The sequence below is a fragment of the Francisella sp. XLW-1 genome (assembly GCF_008711455.1).
Lineage (GTDB): Bacteria > Pseudomonadota > Gammaproteobacteria > Francisellales > Francisellaceae > Francisella > Francisella salimarina.
The window spans coordinates 174,826-193,939 of the sequence record NZ_VXKP01000002.1; the positions used below are offsets into that span (position 1 = coordinate 174,826).

Below are 19,114 nucleotides of genomic sequence, written 5' to 3' on the forward strand. Positions count from 1 at the left end.
GCTAATAAACATAAGTTTTAAAACAATTTAATGTCAAATTATATTGTCAATAAATGTTATTTTCTTTTTGCTAGATCGTAATCTGTAAATTTATGTAAAGAAAACTATTTGAATTATTAATAATTTATTTGTTTTTTTGTTGTGTTATGCAACTATAAATTAATCTTTGTATTCAAGTTTTAGCTATTATTTTTTATCTGGAGCTATTAGTTTTTGATAATTATTTATTTTTGGCTATATGTTATATTGTGTCTCAATAAGAATCTAGCAGGAACTTTAAAGAAAAATTAATATTTATTTATGCAAATCATAATAAATAGGATTTGAAAAAAAAATTGCTTGATTTGCTTGATTTGATAAGCATAAAATGAATCTGTAAGCAATAAACTTACAGTTATTAATGTTTGTATAAGGAGAAATTCATGAACAAAACAAAATTAGTTTCAATGGTATGCGCTTTGATGGGCGTTGGTTCTTTTGCAGTAGCTGAAGCAGCTCCAGTAAATGATGTTAAAACTTATGATTTTAAAGCACCATTTAAGGACTATAATAATAAAATTGTTTTAAGTATTAATAATGTGGCATCTGGTAAAACAGTTGAGTTTACAAGTAACTTTAAACCTAAAGCAGGTTGGGGTAATTGTTTTGGTACAACTGTTGATAATGTTAATTTTGATACTACTCAGAATACCAGTGGTGATTTTGTAACAAAAATGACATTAAAAGATGATACTGCATCATTTAACTTTAGCCAGTCATGTGACATCATGGGTACAGATTCTGGTAATGCAGTTGTGCTGCCAGGGGTAGTAGTTCCTATCGTAAGCAGTCTAAAGGTAGATGGTAAAGATCTAGATATTCAAAGACCGTGTGAAAACAATGTCTGTGAGGATCCAACTCCAGGATATACAAATGCTGCATACTACGCACAGTGGGCTGTCTGGGGTCGTAAATATAACCCGTATGATTTCAAATACGATAAGTTAAACACTATAATTTATGCGTTTATAGGGTTTGATAAAAATACTGGCAATATCAAAACATTAGATGCTTCAGCAGATTCATGGGGTCTGTCTGCAGCAGCTAGAGCAGCTAAAAAGTATCCATACTTAAAGTCATTCTTGTCGTTTGGTGGTTGGACCAATAATGGAATTACAACGGCTCCAATGTTTGAAAAGCTAGCTTCTAGTCAGCAAAGTATGCAAAACTTTGCAGATCAGTCGATTGAATTAATGCGTAAGCTTGGTTTTAATGGTATTGATATCGACTGGGAGTGGTGGTCAGATTATGGTAATGATGTGGCGCCAGCTAAGAAGATGTTGGCTTTCTTCAAAGTTCTTCGTACTGAATTGGACAAGGCAGGTAAAGCAGATGGTAAAAAATACTATCTTGCTATAGCTGTGAATGGTGCTAGAAGTCGTATCGAGGCAATGGAAAATCCGAGTAATCCAAATAGCGTATCAGATTTCTGGAAGCAAACTGGTGAGCTGATGGATGAAATCAATATTATGACTTATGACTATCAAGGTGGTTGGGGTACTGGTTTCCCTGCATACTTCCAAGCGTCAACTGATTTCCCTAGTAATACTCCGTATAGTAATAGAGTGTACTCAGCTGGAAAAGGTCCTACTGATGCTGTTGATAATGTTACTGATGTTGCAGCTGATGGAGTAACTCTAGATCAAGCTATTGGTAAAGAAGGTGGTTGGTCAATCAAAGGATCTGTAGATGCGTATATTGCAGCAGGTGTGCCAGCTAAGAAGTTAATTGTTGGTTTACCGTTATATGCTAGATCAATGACGGTTGATAGTGATGTTGATGGTGGTCTATTCCAGACTATTACAGCACCAGGTATTGGTGACTACGAAGCTGGTGTATTTGACTATAAATGTCTAGTGAATCCAGTAAATGATCCTGTAACAGGATGTGGTACAGCTAAGCCTGTTAGTGGTCTATCTAATCTTAAGTATTATGATATTAGTCATAATGTTGATGTATTTAACAAATATGGTAAAGTTGCTATGCAACCTTGGGCATATAGTCCATCAACTAAATCATTTATAACTTATGATGACGTATGGTCTGTAGGTGAAAAGACTAAATATACTAAGAGTAGAAATCTTGGTGGTACTATGTTCTGGCAAGCAGACAATGATTCTACAGATCCAAATAAATCATTAATAAATGCGGTTGCTAAGGTCTATGCATCAGACACAATTAATGTTTCGGTAACAGATATTACAGAAAACTCAGCGACAGTATCATGGAATAAACCAGAATTAGATGGTTCTATCAGATACAAGATAGTAGTTAATGGTGATGTGGTTGCTGAGAATATTACAGCCCTTAATTATGTACTGACTAATTTAGAAAAAGGAACAAGATATAATGTAGAGGTTATCGCAAATACATCTGCTACATCTAGAGAAGATAGTCTAACTTTTGAGACTGTAGGTGCAGAACCAGCTGATGATCAAAACCAAGATCAGAATGATGATCAAAACAATAACGATGATCAAAATCAAGATCAAGGCGATGATCAAAATACTGATAATGGAGCAGCAAATACTTGGACAGCTGATGGAGTATACAACAAAGGCGACAAAGTAGTTATGAATGGTGTAACATATGAAGCGCAATGGTGGACTCAAGGCGAGAATCCTACTCAAACAGGTCAGTGGGGTGTATGGCGTACAGTTTCTGGTCAGACTGATAACCAAGATAATAACCAAAGTGATGACGCGGACCAGGGTAATGATCAAGGAAACACAGATCAAGGTAATACTGATACAAACCAAGGTAATGATAATGATAACTCATCAGCTTCAGGTACTTGGGATGCTACAAAAGTCTATAATAAAGGCGATAAAGTAACTTATAATGGTGTAAGTTATGAAGCACAGTGGTGGACTCAAGGTAATAAGCCTTCTGATGGTGGCGCTTGGAAGAAACCTATTGTAGCTGGTGGTGCTTGGGAGAGTGGCGTTGCTTACTCTGGAGGTCAAACAGTGACTTATCAAGGATCTACATACAAAGCTAAATGGTGGACTCAAGGAGATACTCCGTCAAACAGCAATGTTTGGGAAAAACAGTAATAATCTTTTGTCTAAAAAATTCTAAATAATATTATTACCTATTTCAATATACCTCCTGAATATTCAGCAAGGAGGTTATTTATTTTAAAGATCGTAATAAACTAATTCAAAACACTTAATTTAATAAACTTTTGTTATAATTAAATAAATTAGTCTATCTCGAGAAAATTATGAAAGTAGTTGAAATCAATCATCCTATGGTTAAACATAAATTAGGTCTTATGCGCGCATCGGTGATTAGCACACAAGAGTTTAGAAGATTAACTAAGGAAATAACTAGCCTATTAACTTATGAAGTCACAGCAGGGTTTGAACTTGAAAAAACAGAAATTCTAGGCTGGCAAGGTGAAAATATTGAAGTTGATCAAATTAAAGGTAAGAAGTTGACTGTTGTACCTATACTTCGTGCTGGACTTGGTATGATGGATGGAGTGTTTGAGCATGTACCCGCTGCAAAAGTTAGTATGGTTGGTATGTATCGAGATGAAGAAACTGCTAAACCAGTGGCTTATTTTGCTAAACTTTGTGATAAGCTTGATGAGAGAGTGGCACTAATAGTGGATCCAATGTTGGCGACAGGTGGGTCTATGATTGAGACTGTTACATTATTAAAAAAAGCAGGATCAAAAGATATCAAAATTATTACTCTGGTATCTGCGCCAGAAGGTATAGAAGCATTAGCGAATGCTCATCCAGATGTTGAGTTATACACAGCATCTATAGATAGTCATCTAAATGAGAAAAAATATATAATTCCAGGTCTTGGTGATGCTGGGGATAAGATATTTGGAACTAAATAAGTCAAAAAAATAACTAAAAATCTAACTAAAATAATAATTATGTATTATAGTTTATGGTTACTATTAATTTCTTTTAAAAATATATAATGCAAAAGTATCGCTTATTGATTGAGACAGATGACCAAAAAGGCTTGGTTTATAAAGTTTCAAAAATTATCTATGAAAATAATCTCAATGTTGAGAGAAACTCTGAATTCGTTGATAAACAGCATAATAAATTTTTTATGCGTACTGAGTTTTCTGGAGAAGTAAATATTGAGCAAATGTTGGTTGATTTAGAGAGTACTTTACCCACTGATTCAGAGATTAAACTAGTAGATTCTTCTAAGAAAAATATAGTTATCTTGGCTACAAAAGAAATGCATTGCTTAGGGGATTTGCTCATAAAGCATGCGGAAGGAAAACTAGATGCGAATATTACCGCAGTAATATCAAACTACGATAATCTTAAGAAGCTGGTAGAGAAGTTTGATATCCCATTTGAGTATGTTTCTCATGAGAGGATTTCACGAGAAGAACATGAGGAAAGAGTCCAAAACATCATAAGAACTTATGATTATGATGTAATTGTACTTGCAAAGTATATGAGAATATTGTCTCCAAATTTTGTTGAGCAATTTCAAGGCAAGTTACTTAATATTCATCATTCATTTTTACCAGCATTTATCGGGGCTAATCCTTATAAGCAGGCTTATGAAAGAGGTGTGAAAATAATTGGTGCAACTAGTCATTTTGTCACAGATGATTTAGATGAAGGACCAATTATAGCTCAGGATATAATTAGGGTAGATCATAATTACTCATGGCAAGACATGCGAGATGCTGGACATGATGTTGAAAAAAATGTTTTATCAACAGCTTTGAGCCTAGTTCTTAATGATAGAATTTTTATTTACAACAATAAAACAATAATTCTTTAAGAGACTTTGCCCTACAGGTTGTTAATGTAAAGCAAAGTACTAATCTAAAAAGCTAAAATTTATATCAAGAAATTTAATTATAGAAGATAATTGAGAATTTTAGACTGAATTAGTTATAGGCTATTCCTTTGACGCCATCAACCCAAGTCCAGCCTTGATAGTCATCTGAATTTAGAATCCAAGTCATTACACCGCCGTATTGGCTATAGTTACCAAGACCACCGTTAGTAATGTCTTTAGTTATATCGGCAGGTTTGTATAATCCTGAACCTGAGCATTCAGCTGTCGCTAAACAAGTTCCTGTTCTATACTCAGACTCAGATACTGATGGATCTTTAAAGTTTGGTACTCCTAGGACTATCTTTGTTTCTTCTGGTACATAAAATGCATCAGCAGGTACACCAGGCATTTTATCGCGTGTTTGAGGGCTTAGTAGCTCAAATGTTTTGGTTAAGAAGCCAACATCTTGTCCTTTAAGTCCAGAGAAGTTAGCACCACCATACTGGTTGTATGTTTGTATAAAGAAAGCGTCAAAATGAGCATTATTTACAAAGTTTTGAGTATACATAGGCTCAGCAAACTTAGCACTACCACTTGCCCATTGACCGCTTCCATACCAACCTTGTATTTGAGGAGCTGCCGTTAGATACATGTCTTTACCCGTGATGTTTTTGTACTCGGCTCTAGTTGCTTCGATATAGCGTAAGAAGTTTGCATCTATTTTAGCTGATCCAACAGGGTGCTCAACATCTATATCTAAACCATCGAAGTTGTGTTCTGCAATGAATTTACCCATAGCTTTACCAGCAGATACTGCTTTTTCTCCACTCATATCAGGTCTGAAGAAGTTGACTCCTCCACCAATAGCTATTAAAGCAATACCACCTTTTTGATGAATTGTTTCCATTTGAGTAGGCAGCTGGGCAATTAGGCTATCTTCCCATTTAAGTTGCATGTTATCTACCTCAAAAGGACTGTCAAAGAAAACTGTACCGTCAGTATCTTGACCAATAAAAGCATATACTAGTACATTGTAGCCTCTGTCAAGAGCTGTTGAAATCATTTGATTTGTGGTATCTGGTTGACTATACCATGTAGAGTTGTAGCCTTTAACATAACCTACAACAACTCTATCAGGCCAGCCATCTTTTGACGAGCTATTTTCAGTAATTTTTAGTGAGATTTGTTGAGTATCTTGGTTAGCTGTGAAAGATGTTGGAGTCACAGCAAGTTTAAATCCAGCAATTGCGGCTACTGCAATATTCCAAGTATTTCCGTCTTTTGGTACTTCTACAGTAATTGAAGAGTTACTCTTAATATCAACTTCTTTAGTATCACCATTTTCGTTAGTTAGTGTAAGAGTTGTTGCTTTATCTTTTGGCAGGCCTTCTACTGCTATGGAAATAGTTTCAGTAGGAACCTGTTTCTTAGCAAATGTAACATCAACTGCTGTTGTATTAAAATTAGTAACAGTTATAGCGTAAGTTTTGCTAGGAGTATAGTTATAACCATTAGTTGTAAAACTACCTATAGTAAGAGTATAGCTTGTACCACTTTCAGATGAAGGGATATGATCTAAAGTTGTAGAGTCATTGATTTTAAGATTGCCATTACTAACAACGTTTCCATTGGTATCTTTAAGAGTATACGTAGCTGTAGGGTTGCCTGTTACTTCCGCTGAGGCATTTATTTTGATAGATCCTTCTTCGGCAGGCTTAGGAGCTGTGTATTCTATATTGACTGTTTTAGAGGCATTTTTAGCAAGAGTAAATGATGCTGGTGTAGCAGAACCTGTAGCACCATCAATAGCTGGTACACTTACTGTTAAGTCTGAGCTATTTCCAACTACAACTTCTAGATTTGTAGTAGAACCCCATTTAGCATTAGTAGACTCTGCTATTTTTTGACCATCTTTTAGGATCTGAACATCTGCTAGTTTGTCTTTTGCGATGAAGTCAGGTTTTGCAGGTAGTATTATTGAGACAGTTGCTTTACCTTGTTCAGTTACAGGTCCTTCATTTTTCCATACTCCCCATTGTCCAGATTGGCCAGGATTTTCTCCGCGTGTCCACCATTTAGCAGTATATAAGTTACCATTATATATAGCTTGAGAAGGTTTGGATTTGTCGCTTGGATTGTATACAGTATTCGCATCCCATTGTTGTACTGAATCACCAGGATTTACTGGGTCTGGTGTAGGAGTTGGTTCTGGTGTAGGCTCCGGAGTCGGAGATGGATTATTACCAATAACATCCCAAGCATCAGAACCATATGTTCCATTAGGCTTATATGCAGCAATTTGACACCAACCAGAAGCTGGCCAACCTTTACATTTATATGTTTTGCCACCATCAGTTACTTGAGAGCCTGCAACGTATGACTTTAGGTTTGCAGTAGACCAAGCATCAGTAGCATTAGCTATTGAAAATGATCCTATACCTATCAAAGCACAAACCATAGTAGGTGTTAGTTTAAGTTTATTTTTCATAATGGAATTCTCCTAATACAAGTATTAATAACCGTAAGCATATTGCTTACAAATTAATTTTATGCTTACGAAATAAAGCTAATCAAGAAAAAAATATTTTTCCTGATGTTTATTATGATTTGTATAAATAAATATTAATTTTTCTTTAAAGCTGGTTATGTATTATTGATTGCGACACAATATAACATATTGTCATAAATTGTTAATTATCAAAAACTAATAGCTGGCTGTAAAAACTAATAGCTAAAATATGTATAACTAATGGAATTGTTATATATTTTTAAATGTTATAATTTTGTTCATAAGTAGATTTTTGATTCTTTAGATGCACAAAAAAATATTTTTATTATCTTTACCACTTATATTATCTAATTTGGTTTTACCAACGGTTGGTATTGTCAATACTGCATTAATTGGTCATCTCAGTGACAGCAATTATCTTGCTGCAATAGGCTTAGGAGTTTCAATAATAAATGTTATTTGTTTCATGTTTTCATTTTTTAGAATGAGTTTGACAGGGTTGATAGCTCAGTCATTAAATAATCTTGAAAAGATGCTAGAAATAGTTATAAAGGCCGTGTTAATTGCATTACTAATATCAATAATTGTTTTTAGTCTTAAAAGTGTGATTCTGGTTGTTGTATTAAAAATAGTAAATACTTCATTTGATATAAAAATGTTACTAGCAAACTTTTATAATGTTGCTATTTATATTTTGCTTTTTTCATTACTAAATTATATTTTTATTGGTTTCTTTATTGGTGTTGGAAATCCTAGAGTAGTACTTTATAGTTCTATTATCTATATGAGTGTAGCAATAGGGCTGAGCACACTCTTGGTGGTTATTTTAAATTACAATGTTGTTGGTGTAGCAGTTTCTTTAGTTATAGCCTCTGCTAGTTGTAGTATTTATCTGAGTACAAAAATATTTAGATATTTCTATAAATTAGGTAGTTTTAGTATCAAAAAGTTGGTGGATTATAAGCTCTTAAATTTGCGTAGTTATATGCCTTTTCTTCAACTTAATATAAATATTTTTGTGCGTTCTTTATGTTTATTATTAGCATTTAATTCTTTTTATATATTTTCTTCGAATTACGGAAAAACTATTCTAGCAGCAAATACTATACTTGTAGAAATAGGTATGTTTTTTGCGATGTTTCTAGATGCTCTTGCTAATACAACTGAGTCGTTAGTTGCTCAAGCGTACGTTGATAAAAATACTAGCCTATTGAGAGAAACTATTTACAAAACATTTGTGCAAAGTATGATACTAACTCTGGTTTTATCTTTGGTTTATTCTTCTTTTAGTGGTTATATAATATCAATCTTTACCGATATTGTAGATGTTAAGATCCAGATAAATAAATATATTATTTTTTCGTTTCTTATGCCGTTATTTGCAAGTTTTAGCTTTTGGATAGATGGTGTGTTTGTAGGTCTCCTAAAGACTGTAGCAATGAGAAATGCGATGATTTTATCAGCAGGAGTGTATATTGCTTTTGTTTTTTTATTACAACCCTATGAAAATTATGGCTTATGGATTTCGCTAATATTATTCTATATAGCTAGAACAGTATTTTTGATGCCTCCACTAGGTCAGTATATTAAAAAAGGAGTTTAAATGCCGCATATAATCTTAGAAGTACCTCAACAATTTGATACAGAATTAGCAAAGAAGGTAATAAATTTAGCGCAGCAATTTTTGGTAGAGAAGTTACCAACTAGATTAGAAACCTTTAAAAGTAGAGTTTATAGGTACAGTTTTAGTAGTGTAGCAGGAGATGATAGCTTAGATGTAATCCATATGCAGATTAAAGTTCTAAAAGGAAGAAAGCCTGAGCATCTAGAAGAAATCTCACAACAATTGAAAGCTAAAATTCGCCAATTATTAAATTCTGAAGTTAATCTAGACAATTATAGTGTAACTTTAGAGTTGATGGAGCTATCTACTGCTTATGCTAATTAATATTTGATTATCGTTATTATTTCACTAATATATACTAAAATCTTCAAACTTAGATATTAGAAAATTAATGAAAAACTATAATAGATTACTATTTTCATCATTAGGTGCTGCTTTTGAACTCTATGATTTTGCAATATATTCTGTATTTGCTGTAGCTATTGGTAGTAAGTTTTTTGATAAAAGTAGTTCTATAAGCAATACTTTATTGGTTTTTTTAGTATATATCGTTGGCTATCTTGTGCGTCCTATTGGTGCTTGGGGGTTTGGATATATTGCTGATAAGAAGGGTAGAGCATTTGTCTTGAGGCTTAATATGTTCTTACTATTTTTTGCGACTCTAGCATTGGCTTTTTTACCCACGATAGAAAGTATTGGTGTTTTAGCTACTATTTTGTTTGTTGGATTGCGCTGTATACAATCATTGGCAGTAGGTGCTGAGATACCAGTATCAGTAGTATATATTGTCGAGAACTACCCTCAAAGACAAGGCTTTATGACAAGTATAGTGTTTTGTTGTTTGAGTATTGGGATTATGATGACATCACTTGTACTGTTTATATTAAATCATTTTACTAGCCAAAGCTTTATAGAAAATTACGGTTGGCGGATTGGATTTTTTATAGGTGCTTGTTTTACATTTATATTATTTTTCTTGAGAAAAAATATTGTAGATATTCCTAAAGTTACTGAAATGTTAGATAAACCTCGCTCTGAAAACTCTATGTTTATTGTGAAAGTAATTGTTGGTATAGCCTTAGTTGCTTGTATTGCTATGTTAACTACTCAGCTATATATGTTTTTACCTGCGTATAAACAAATGTATGTAGAGTCAAATTATGATATTTCTAGTTTACTTCTAACTGGTTCTATAATTATGGCGATTAGTTGTTTGTTAGGTGGTTTTATTAGTGACTATGTATCTAAGTCTAAGATGATGGCGCTATTGATTTTGATAAGTATAGCAGTAACCCCAATCTTCTATAAAAATATGATTGCCGGAACTGATGTTTTTGCATGTTTTATTATTTTGTCAATTATAATGGGATTTTTTGCTTCAACATACAATGTGATTATTACAAATTTTTTTAGATTAGAGTATAGATGTCGTGGTTATGGTATTGCCTATAATTTGGGATATCTGATATTTTCTGCAGGTATACCCGCTTTGACAATATCACTTATAGCTACAACTAATAGCCTTTTAGTACCGGTGTATTTAGTTGTATTTGCTGGAGCGGTATCATTTTTTGGGATTGCTACGGCTAGTTGGTTTATGAAAAAGGCTTAAATATCATCGCCGAAGGATCTGATTTGAATTGATTATATAGTTCTATTATATATCTATCGGTCATAGATGATATGTAATCGCTTATTATTCTAGCTTTACCATGAGAGCTATGAGTGTTATAGAATATAGCACCAATATCATCTGGTAGTAGGCTTTCATCCGGAGTTGAGCTAATCAAAATATCAAAAATCTCTGAAATTATCTCTCGACCACGATACCTTAAGACATTAAGTTTAGGTGATTTTATTATTTTAAATAAAATATATTTTTTAAGTACTTCGACTTGTTTTCTAATTTCATTATTTAAATATACCTTTGAAATAATAGGAACTTTTAGGTTTAGGTCTAGCTCAATATTTTGAATGCAACTATTGACTAGTTTTGAGGTTAGTTTTGTACGTAACAAGCTATTATTAGCAATATTTTTTGATATCTTGTATATCTCCGTGCTATCTACATTGAAATCAATATAATCTGAAAATATATCTTTGAGGATATTTTGAATTTCATCTTTGGTTATCTCTAAATCGTTAGGCATTGCATTATAGATTTTGTCTAGAAGCTTGTTATCAATACTTGCCATAGATAGTGGATCTATAAATCCGCCTTTAAGAGCATCTTCGACATCATAAGTTGAATAAGCAATATCATCTGCTACATCCATAATATAACATTCTATAGTTTTGAAGTTTTCTGTAGTTGTTATCCCATAAGGCTCGAGGAGCTTATGTTTGATATCTTCAACTAGTCTTGATTCTTCATTATAGTAGCCTTTTGTAAGCTTACCTAGATCACTAATTGGTGGAATAAGCTGATCATATTTTATAGTTGCTGCGAGAGTTCTATATGTTAGGTTTAAACCAAAAGTTTGCTTTTGATCAATATCTTTTTTAGCAGTATGTGATATTAGTCGTAGCATCTGAGCATTACTTTCAAAACCACCAAAATTACGCATTTTTTTATTTAAGGCAACTTCACCATTATGACCAAAAGGAGGGTGACCAATATCATGACAGAGTGCTGCTGTTTCAATTAGATCATAATCTAAATTTAGACCATGTTCTGTGTTGAGTTTAACAGCTATAGATTTAGCTATTTGGGCTACTTCTAGAGAGTGAGTAAGCCTATTTCTAAAAAAGTCATTTTCAAAACTAGGGAAAATTTGTGTTTTTGCTTGAAGTCTTCTAAATGATGAAGAGTGGACAACACGAGCATAATCCCTTCTAAAAGGAGAAAAGTTATCTTTTTTTGATATATCATTATTTTGTCTTAGATAATCATTTTCATGATAAAGGTTTAATGCCATATATACTCGAATATAATTTGTGATTATATATAAATATTAGAGTAAATGATTAGATATGCAATATTTTAGTAGTAAGAAAGATAAAGAGATTAAGAATAATTATTCTTGAACATCAAACCTGCCAAGCATCATAACTTTATGCCAAGCTTTTGCAAAGTCGTTTACAAATTTTTGCTCATTACCATTTTCAGCATAAACTTGAGCCACAGCTTTAAGTTCAGAATTTGAACCAAAGATTAGATCTACAGAAGAAGCAGTCCACTTTTGTGCACCAGTTTTTCTATCTATACCGATATACTCACCATTGTTTGTGTCAGATTTTTCCCATTTTGTAGACATATCAAGTAAGTTTACAAAGAAGTTATTATTTAACTGACCTGGAGTTTTGGTAAATACACCTTTTTGAGAGTCATCGTAGTTTACATTTAGTGCACGCATACCACCAACTAATACCGTCATTTCAGGGATATTTAAATTAAGCATACTTGCTTTTTCAACTAATGCCTGAGGTAGTTTATTAGATGCTAGACTACCGTCACTATAGTTTACAAAGCCATCAGCTTTTGTTTTTAGATAGTTGAAAGAAGCAATGTCAGTTTGAGCTTGGGTAGCATCTGTTCTACCTGGTACAAATGGTATCTCTATAGTATAACCAGCTTCTTTAGCTGCTTGTTCAACACCTACATTACCACCTAGTACTATTAAGTCAGCTAATGATACTTTAGTGCCATCAGTTTTGCTATTGTTAAAGTTAGTTTGAATCTCTTTAAGCTTAGCAAGAACAACTTCAAGTTTAGAAGGTTCATTCATTTGCCAATCTTTTTCAGGAGCTAAAGCAATTCTTGCACCATTTGATCCACCTCTATAGTCGGTTTTACGATAAGTAGAAGCTGAATCCCAAGCGGTTCTTATAAGTTGTTGATTTGTTAATCCAGAGTTTATGATATCTTGCTTAAGTTGAGCGATATCTTGAGCTGATACTTGCTTGTAGTCAGCAACTGGCACAGGATCTTGCCATATAAAGTTTTGTTCAGGAATCCAAGGACCTATATATCTAGATTTTGGACCCATATCTCTATGAGTCAGTTTAAACCACGCCTTAGCAAACTCTTCTTTGAATTCTTCAGGATTCTTATAGAATTCTTCAGCATATTTATTAAATATTGGATCTTCTTTTAGCGCTAAGTCTGTTGTAAACATAATAGGCTTATGTTTTACCCCTGGCTTATGAGCATCAGGAACCATATTTTCTGGCTTAGCATCTGTAGGAGTCCATTGGTGAGCTCCAGCAGGACTATGAGTTTTTTCCCAATTTAGATTATACAAGTTATGTAGGAAGTCATGGTTCCAGAAAGTCGGTGTAGAAGTCCAAGAGCCTTCAAGACCACTACCCATAGTATCATCACCCATGCCAGTACCGTAGCTATTATGCCATCCTAAGCCCTGTTGCTCGATAGGTGCTTTATCCGGAGCAGGACCAATATCCTTTTTGATATCTTTTTCAGGAACTGCACCATGAGTTTTACCAAATGAATGTCCACCAGCAATAAGAGCTACAGTTTCTTTATCTGTCATGCCCATACCGCCAAATGCTTGACGAATATCGCTAGCAGCACCTTTGATATCCGGTTTACCATCTGGTCCCTCTGGGTTTACATATATCAGACCCATTTGAGTTGCTGCATAAGCTGGAGCAAGTTTGCCATCTTTGACATTGCTAGACATTAGCTCTTCAGGAGATATACCCCAGTTTGTATCATCGCCTTGCCAATCATCTTCTCTACCAAAAGCAAAACCAATCGGCTGCATACCCATAGATTCTAGAGAAACTGTACCAGCTAGAACAATCAAATCAGACCATGACACAGAATCACCATATTTCTGCTTGATTGGCCATAAAAGCTGTCTTGCTTTATCAAGGTTAACATTGTCTGGCCAACTATTTAGCGGAGAAAATCTTTGCTGACCACGATTAGCACCACCACGACCATCTACTACTCTGTAAGTACCCGCATCATGCCAAGATAGTCTAATAAAAAATGGTCCATAATTACCAAAGTCAGCTGGCCACCAGTCTTGAGATTGGGTTAATAGATTTTGCATATCTTTCTTAAGCTGTTCTGTATCTAGCTTTTTGAAAGATTGATGATAGTTGTAATTTTTCCCCATTGGACTATCGAGTTTATTCAAATTGCGAAGTGGAGATAAATCTACACTTTGAGGCGTAGCTGTTTCGGTATTTTTGTCATCAGCAATAGCACTACTGGTTGCTAATAGCATACCTGACATTCCTAATGCCGTTACAATTTTTTTTAGCATGGTGATTTCCTTACTATAAAGTTAACTATTAATACAAGATTTTTCTTATATTCTCTAAATTAAACCAAATCCTATGTTTAAAATAAAATTAAGGTCTATAAGTGATTGTATGTAAATGAAAAAGTCTAGTCAAATAGTATATGGTTATAAGCTCTATAACAAATTCTTATAAGTCCTGTAGCTTTGCACAGAGTTGATTTTAATTTATTTATAGTCCACCAGTGATATCAATAATAGTACCGGTGCAGTAGTTTGCACCATCTGATAATAACCAAATAACTCCACTAGCAATCTCTTCAGGATAACCACCTCTTTTAAGCGGGATTTTGTGTTTGATTTTATCAACTCTAGCAGCATCACCAGATAGTTTATGGATATCTGTATATGTAGAGCCAGGTCTTATACAGTTTACAAGGATTCCTTCATCAGCTAGTTCTTTTGATAAACCTTTTGTAAGAGTATCAATTGCACCTTTGGTACAAGCGTAATCTATATACTCATTAGGCGAGCCAGAGCGAGATGCACCAGATGATATATTAATAATCTTACCACCGCTATAACCATATTTTTGCGACATATTTTTTATAGCATGTTTTGCACATAGAATATTCCCAATAGCATTTACTTGGAATACTTTTTGTAGACGATCAATACTCATATCCTCTAGACGAGAAGTATGAAAAATCGTACTAGCGTTATTTATAAGCGCATACATGGAGCCATGGTCAGATATAAACTCATCAAACATTTTTTTGATATCTTCTTCATTTGCTATATCAGCACAATATGTTGATATATTGATATTATAGCTAGATAGCTGAGTTTTTAGCTTATCAATATTCTCATGATTTTTATTATAATGTAAACCAACATTATAACCAGCTTTTGCTGCAGCTAAAGCTATGGCAGATCCAATCCCACCATTAGCGCCTGTTATTAAAATATTTTTAGTCATTATTAAAGCTCAATAAATTATTTTATCGCAATTCTAGCAGATGCTCTCAAGCAAGTCTCTTTCTACAGCGATAGCAGCTTGTTTTTGTGAGTCTTTGAGGTTATTAATCAATATTGAGAATATATATTGCTTATCATTAGTGTAAAGATATCCAGATAGAGAAACTGAAGTTGTTCCGGTGCCGGTTTTTGCATAAACTTTGCCTTTTAATATGACGCTTGAGCGATTTTTAAGTGTACCGGTTTCTCCATATATTGGTAGTAGACTCCTAAAAAGCTCAAAACTTTTATGCTGAGATATCTGTTGTAATAGATTACTAATAAAATCAGCTGATAATAAATCATTATCTGACATCCCAGCACCATCTTCAATTTGAATTTGGCTAGTGTCAATTTTAAGCTTACTTTTTAGTATTTTACCAATAGCATTTTTGCCGGATACGATACTTCCGACTTGATTATACTTATAGCCTATAGTTCTTGTGATTGTCTGAGCATAAAGATTATCGGATACTAAAAGCATATGTTTTAGCAACTTTGTTAGATTAGCTGATTTATGATCTGCTAAAAATATTAGATTCTTTGGAAGTTTATTTGTGACTTTTATTTGTTTGGATGATGAAATTTTAAGCTGTGCAAGTTGAGCTAAGACAGCTTGTTGCATATGTCGTTGAGGATTTTCTATGGCAAAGCTAAAGGTATAGTTGTTTAATGGTAGGCAACCACTAAGAACAAGTTTATGATCCACATAATTAGAGCTAAATTGGCAAGTCTTTAGCTGCTCTGGTTTAGCTACAACTAGCTTATTCACAAAATTAATTTTCTCACCATCAGTTTGCTTTATTTTGAAGGAGTTAGAGCTTGGTGTAAGCTGAAGGGTTATTGCATTTTCATTCAAGTTATATATTGAGCTTGGGGCTCCGTAACCAAATATAGAACTAGTATTGCTTTGATTGATAGGTGTATCACGCCCCTTAAAGTAGCGGTTTACAAAGTAGATATTCTTTATGCTACGGATATGTTTTTTTTGTAAGCTCATCAAAAGTCTATTCAAGTCCCTGGTAGTAAAACTTGGGTCACCTGAAAACTCAATATAGAGATTGTCAATGGTATGATTATTAATATAATCATAATATATAGCAGTTGAGTATTTAAAGTGTTTACCAAGAAATAGTAATCCTGAGATGCCCGTTAATAATTTAGTGTTACTAGCGGGCATGAAGTTTTTGTTAGAGTCTTTTGAAAAAATAACGGCTTTATTCTGAGAGTCAATAATATTGATCCCAATTAGTGCTGATTCAAGATTATGATATTTTATTGAGTTATTTAGTTTTTCATTTAACTCTTCAGAGTTAAATGAGAATGCTAAGTGAATTGTTAGTATGAAAAATAAGAATGATTTAAATATTTTTGTAGACATTAAAGTCTTTGTATTTAACTTTCAGAAGCTTGATTATAACTAAGATTCCAGCAGATAGCTAATAATGCAGTAGCAATTACACAAGAGCCTAATAAGAATATAAATACAGCATCCCAACCTAGCATAGTTGCGATAATACCAATCACTGCTTGAGCTCCAACTGTACCTAAGAAGTAGCCAAACAATCCTGTGAATCCAGCTGCAGTACCACCAGCTTTTTTAGGGACTAAGTCCAAAGCTAATATTCCGATCAGAGCGACAGGTCCGTAGATAAGTACACCCATAGCAGATAGTGAAAGTAGTAATATCCAAGCAGTATCGCTGTACCAGTATACAAACAAAGCACCCATAAATAAAAGCATACATATCACACCCATAGGAGCTCTACGACTACCAAAATATTTATCTGTTATCCAGCCAATTATTATAGTTCCTGGAATCGCAGGTAACTCAAATAATGCAAATCCCAAAAGTCCTGTAGTTGTTGACATGTGTTTAACATGAACAAGGTAATATGTTGACCAGCTTAAAAGACCATATCTAGCACAATAAACAAAAGCATTTGCAAATGCAATTAGCCAAACCCATTTATTATTTAGGACATATTTAAAGAAGATTTCTTTAGCTGAAAACTCTTGTTCATGATGAGCTTCTGAAGTTGTATAGCCTTTGTATACTTCTATAGCTGGTAAACCCACTGATTGAGGAGTATCTGCACCAAAAATTAGAACTAATATTGATACAAATATACACATTGCACCAGCAACATAAAAAAGACCGTGCCAGTTATCATTGAATATTAGTAGACCAATAGGTACAACCGCAATAGCTAAAAATCCTGCTCCGACATTATGAGCAGTATTCCAGATTCCCATTTTTGTGCCGCGCTCATTAGCACAGAACCAGTGTGTCATAATACGTGCACATGCTGGCCATCCCATACCTTGCACCCAACCATTGATAAGCATGGCAATGAATAACACAAGTACGCCTAATGATAATAAGCTAGGTAATATTAGGTTTATAAGTCCTGTGATAAATAATCCAATAGCTAAAAATACCTTTGCATTACTTCTATCTGAGATATTCCCCATCAAAAATTTACTTATACCATAAGCTATACCTAAACCAGCCCCAATTAGTCCAAGCTCATCTGGAGTTAAGGTTGTAATATATTGTTTTGATACATCAAAACTACTACGACCAAAATAGTATGTAAAGTAACCTATATAGGCTACTAAAAACATTCTTAGACGCCAATGAGGGTATGCTTTTTGAATTTGCTCTTTAGCTAATAAAGGCAGAGCTTTTGCTGGTTTAAGGAAATTCATCGTTAATTAGTAAATATTAAACAATAATAGCTTGCTAGTTTAGTTTAAATTTTGGTATTCGGCAATATAAATTAACTGTTTAATTTTGATGTTTTAAATAATGATTAGAATTTTTTTGGAAAAGGAATATTAGGATAGGCAGGTGGTAAATCTAAACCTTTAGCTGCTTCTACACCTCTTAGTATATCTGGTCTATCAGTGATGATACCATCAACTTTCCAGTCGATTAAGTTGTTAATAACTTTATAATTAAAGTCACTACCTTCATCTTCTGTCCAGCCCCAAGTCACAACTTTGACACCTAGTTTGTGAGCTTCTTCAACATCTTTTTTAGTTAGATCTTTTTCATAAGGTTCCCAGAATGTACCGCCTAATTTTTTGACCATCAATGGATAATTGTAATTATAGTCTTTAGGATCAAGTGGAGCTGTCCATTTTTGATAATCCGTGAGTTGTTTTGCTTGTTCGGCATTCATTGGCTCTGTTGTATGATCTGTCAAATATGCAGTTTTAACTTTTGGATTTAATTTCTGTAAATCTACTAGAGCTTGCCATTCAAAAGATTGTACTTCAACATTATCAGTCATATCTGTTTTAACCAAAACTTTGTTTAACGCTTCAGCCATTTCTTGTGCTGACCAGCTTGCATTTGGATCATAAGGGTTGGTTTTTATCTCAATTTGTAAACGAACTCTACTACCAACATTAGATTTGACATAGTTGATAACTTCTTCTAAGGTTGGCATATGAACATTGTCCATGCCAATATGGTCTGGATACATCTTAGCTGTAGCAGAATTAGGCTTTATATATCCAACTGTGTATTTTTTTACTTGAGCTAAAGTGAGATCTTTTATTGGAGTCTTTTCTGTTATCCAATTACCATTTTCATCTTTTGTAAGATCTGGGTTTAGTGTTAAATCGTGTGTTACAACTAAAACTTTGTCTTTAGTCATATTTATATCCATATCAATAACATCGACACCAACACGCATAGCCTCTGTATATGCTGGCAAAGTGTTTTCTGGAGCAATAGGTCTAAGACCTCTATGAGCATAAATATTTATAACATCAGCAGTAGCAATACTAACACTACATACTGCAAAAGTAGCAACGGCGATCTTTTTAAACATTTTGATTTAAGTGGTTTTGGTTTAAAACACAAATATAATTACTTTTTTATTATCAAATAGCAATATTTTTATATCAGAAAAATGGTTTTTT

The 19,114-nt window shown here is 33.7% G+C and carries 13 protein-coding genes; 6 read left to right on the forward strand and 7 right to left on the reverse strand.

The features are described 5' to 3' along the window. Positions 1 to 422: 422 nt before the first annotated feature. The 3 genes from F3D59_RS03380 to purU all read left to right on the forward strand — a co-directional run bounded on the left by F3D59_RS03380 (position 423) and on the right by purU (position 4,815). Complete coding sequence (locus F3D59_RS03380; protein WP_146421099.1) at positions 423 to 3,095, forward strand: glycosyl hydrolase family 18 protein; 2,673 nt, start codon at positions 423 to 425, stop codon at positions 3,093 to 3,095. Between the two features lie 170 nt (positions 3,096 to 3,265). After that, on the forward strand, positions 3,266 to 3,895 hold the full coding sequence (gene upp / locus F3D59_RS03385; RefSeq protein WP_149368015.1) for a uracil phosphoribosyltransferase: 630 nt from the start codon (positions 3,266 to 3,268) through the stop codon (positions 3,893 to 3,895). 86 nt (positions 3,896 to 3,981) lie between these two features. After that, positions 3,982 to 4,815 (forward strand): formyltetrahydrofolate deformylase, encoded by an 834-nt coding sequence (purU, locus tag F3D59_RS03390; protein WP_150463796.1) that lies wholly within the window; start codon positions 3,982 to 3,984, stop codon positions 4,813 to 4,815. A 109-nt stretch (positions 4,816 to 4,924) separates the two neighbouring features. Here the strand turns inward: purU and F3D59_RS03395 are convergent, their stop codons facing one another. Then, positions 4,925 to 7,303 (reverse strand): glycosyl hydrolase family 18 protein, encoded by a 2,379-nt coding sequence (locus tag F3D59_RS03395; protein ID WP_150463797.1) that lies wholly within the window; start codon positions 7,301 to 7,303, stop codon positions 4,925 to 4,927. Between the two features lie 325 nt (positions 7,304 to 7,628). On the opposite strand from F3D59_RS03395, the gene F3D59_RS03400 reads away from it, so the two are divergent. The 3 genes from F3D59_RS03400 (at position 7,629) to F3D59_RS03410 (ending at position 10,560) form a co-directional block, all read left to right on the forward strand. Then, on the forward strand, positions 7,629 to 8,927 hold the full coding sequence (locus F3D59_RS03400) for an MATE family efflux transporter (protein WP_150463798.1): 1,299 nt from the start codon (positions 7,629 to 7,631) through the stop codon (positions 8,925 to 8,927). After that, positions 8,928 to 9,272: a hypothetical protein gene (locus tag F3D59_RS03405; RefSeq protein WP_150463799.1), complete on the forward strand. Its 345-nt coding sequence runs from the start codon at positions 8,928 to 8,930 to the stop codon at positions 9,270 to 9,272. It begins immediately after the preceding gene. A gap of 67 nt (positions 9,273 to 9,339) precedes the next feature. Beyond that, a complete protein-coding gene (locus F3D59_RS03410; protein ID WP_150463800.1) occupies positions 9,340 to 10,560 on the forward strand; it encodes an MFS transporter in 1,221 nt (406 codons plus the stop codon). On the opposite strand, the gene dgt is transcribed toward F3D59_RS03410, so the two are convergent. The 6 genes from dgt to F3D59_RS03440 all read right to left on the reverse strand — a co-directional run bounded on the left by dgt (position 10,544) and on the right by F3D59_RS03440 (position 19,029). Beyond that, positions 10,544 to 11,866 (reverse strand): dGTP triphosphohydrolase, encoded by a 1,323-nt coding sequence (gene dgt, locus F3D59_RS03415; protein WP_150463801.1) that lies wholly within the window; start codon positions 11,864 to 11,866, stop codon positions 10,544 to 10,546. The two genes, F3D59_RS03410 and dgt, sit on opposite strands and share 17 nt — an antisense overlap. Positions 11,867 to 11,965: 99 nt before the next feature. Beyond that, on the reverse strand, positions 11,966 to 14,185 hold the full coding sequence (katG, locus tag F3D59_RS03420) for a catalase/peroxidase HPI (protein WP_150463802.1): 2,220 nt from the start codon (positions 14,183 to 14,185) through the stop codon (positions 11,966 to 11,968). 208 nt (positions 14,186 to 14,393) lie between these two features. Further along, a complete protein-coding gene (locus F3D59_RS03425; RefSeq protein ID WP_149368027.1) occupies positions 14,394 to 15,140 on the reverse strand; it encodes an SDR family oxidoreductase in 747 nt (248 codons plus the stop codon). Positions 15,141 to 15,173: 33 nt separating this feature from the next. Further along, on the reverse strand, positions 15,174 to 16,559 hold the full coding sequence (gene dacB / locus F3D59_RS03430; RefSeq protein WP_150463803.1) for a D-alanyl-D-alanine carboxypeptidase/D-alanyl-D-alanine-endopeptidase: 1,386 nt from the start codon (positions 16,557 to 16,559) through the stop codon (positions 15,174 to 15,176). A gap of 14 nt (positions 16,560 to 16,573) precedes the next feature. Then, positions 16,574 to 17,890, reverse strand: a complete 1,317-nt coding sequence (locus F3D59_RS03435) for an MFS transporter (protein WP_150463804.1) — start codon at positions 17,888 to 17,890, stop codon at positions 16,574 to 16,576. A gap of 104 nt (positions 17,891 to 17,994) precedes the next feature. Continuing rightward, complete coding sequence (locus tag F3D59_RS03440) at positions 17,995 to 19,029, reverse strand: glycerophosphodiester phosphodiesterase (protein ID WP_411961534.1); 1,035 nt, start codon at positions 19,027 to 19,029, stop codon at positions 17,995 to 17,997. Positions 19,030 to 19,114 lie beyond the last annotated feature (85 nt).

What these genes read in the sequence shown, in the direction of transcription:
- F3D59_RS03410 (WP_150463800.1), top strand. Translation starts at nt 9,340, where the DNA reads ATGAAAAACTATAATAGATTACTATTTTCATCATTAGGTGCTGCTTTT.
- F3D59_RS03435 (WP_150463804.1), bottom strand. Translation starts at nt 17,890, where the DNA reads ATGAATTTCCTTAAACCAGCAAAAGCTCTGCCTTTATTAGCTAAAGAG.
- F3D59_RS03425 (WP_149368027.1), bottom strand. Translation starts at nt 15,140, where the DNA reads ATGACTAAAAATATTTTAATAACAGGCGCTAATGGTGGGATTGGATCT.
- purU (WP_150463796.1), top strand. Translation starts at nt 3,982, where the DNA reads ATGCAAAAGTATCGCTTATTGATTGAGACAGATGACCAAAAAGGCTTG.
- F3D59_RS03380 (WP_146421099.1), top strand. Translation starts at nt 423, where the DNA reads ATGAACAAAACAAAATTAGTTTCAATGGTATGCGCTTTGATGGGCGTT.
- katG (WP_150463802.1), bottom strand. Translation starts at nt 14,185, where the DNA reads ATGCTAAAAAAAATTGTAACGGCATTAGGAATGTCAGGTATGCTATTA.
- F3D59_RS03405 (WP_150463799.1), top strand. Translation starts at nt 8,928, where the DNA reads ATGCCGCATATAATCTTAGAAGTACCTCAACAATTTGATACAGAATTA.
- upp (WP_149368015.1), top strand. Translation starts at nt 3,266, where the DNA reads ATGAAAGTAGTTGAAATCAATCATCCTATGGTTAAACATAAATTAGGT.
- dacB (WP_150463803.1), bottom strand. Translation starts at nt 16,559, where the DNA reads ATGTCTACAAAAATATTTAAATCATTCTTATTTTTCATACTAACAATT.
- dgt (WP_150463801.1), bottom strand. Translation starts at nt 11,866, where the DNA reads ATGGCATTAAACCTTTATCATGAAAATGATTATCTAAGACAAAATAAT.
- F3D59_RS03400 (WP_150463798.1), top strand. Translation starts at nt 7,629, where the DNA reads ATGCACAAAAAAATATTTTTATTATCTTTACCACTTATATTATCTAAT.
- F3D59_RS03395 (WP_150463797.1), bottom strand. Translation starts at nt 7,303, where the DNA reads ATGAAAAATAAACTTAAACTAACACCTACTATGGTTTGTGCTTTGATA.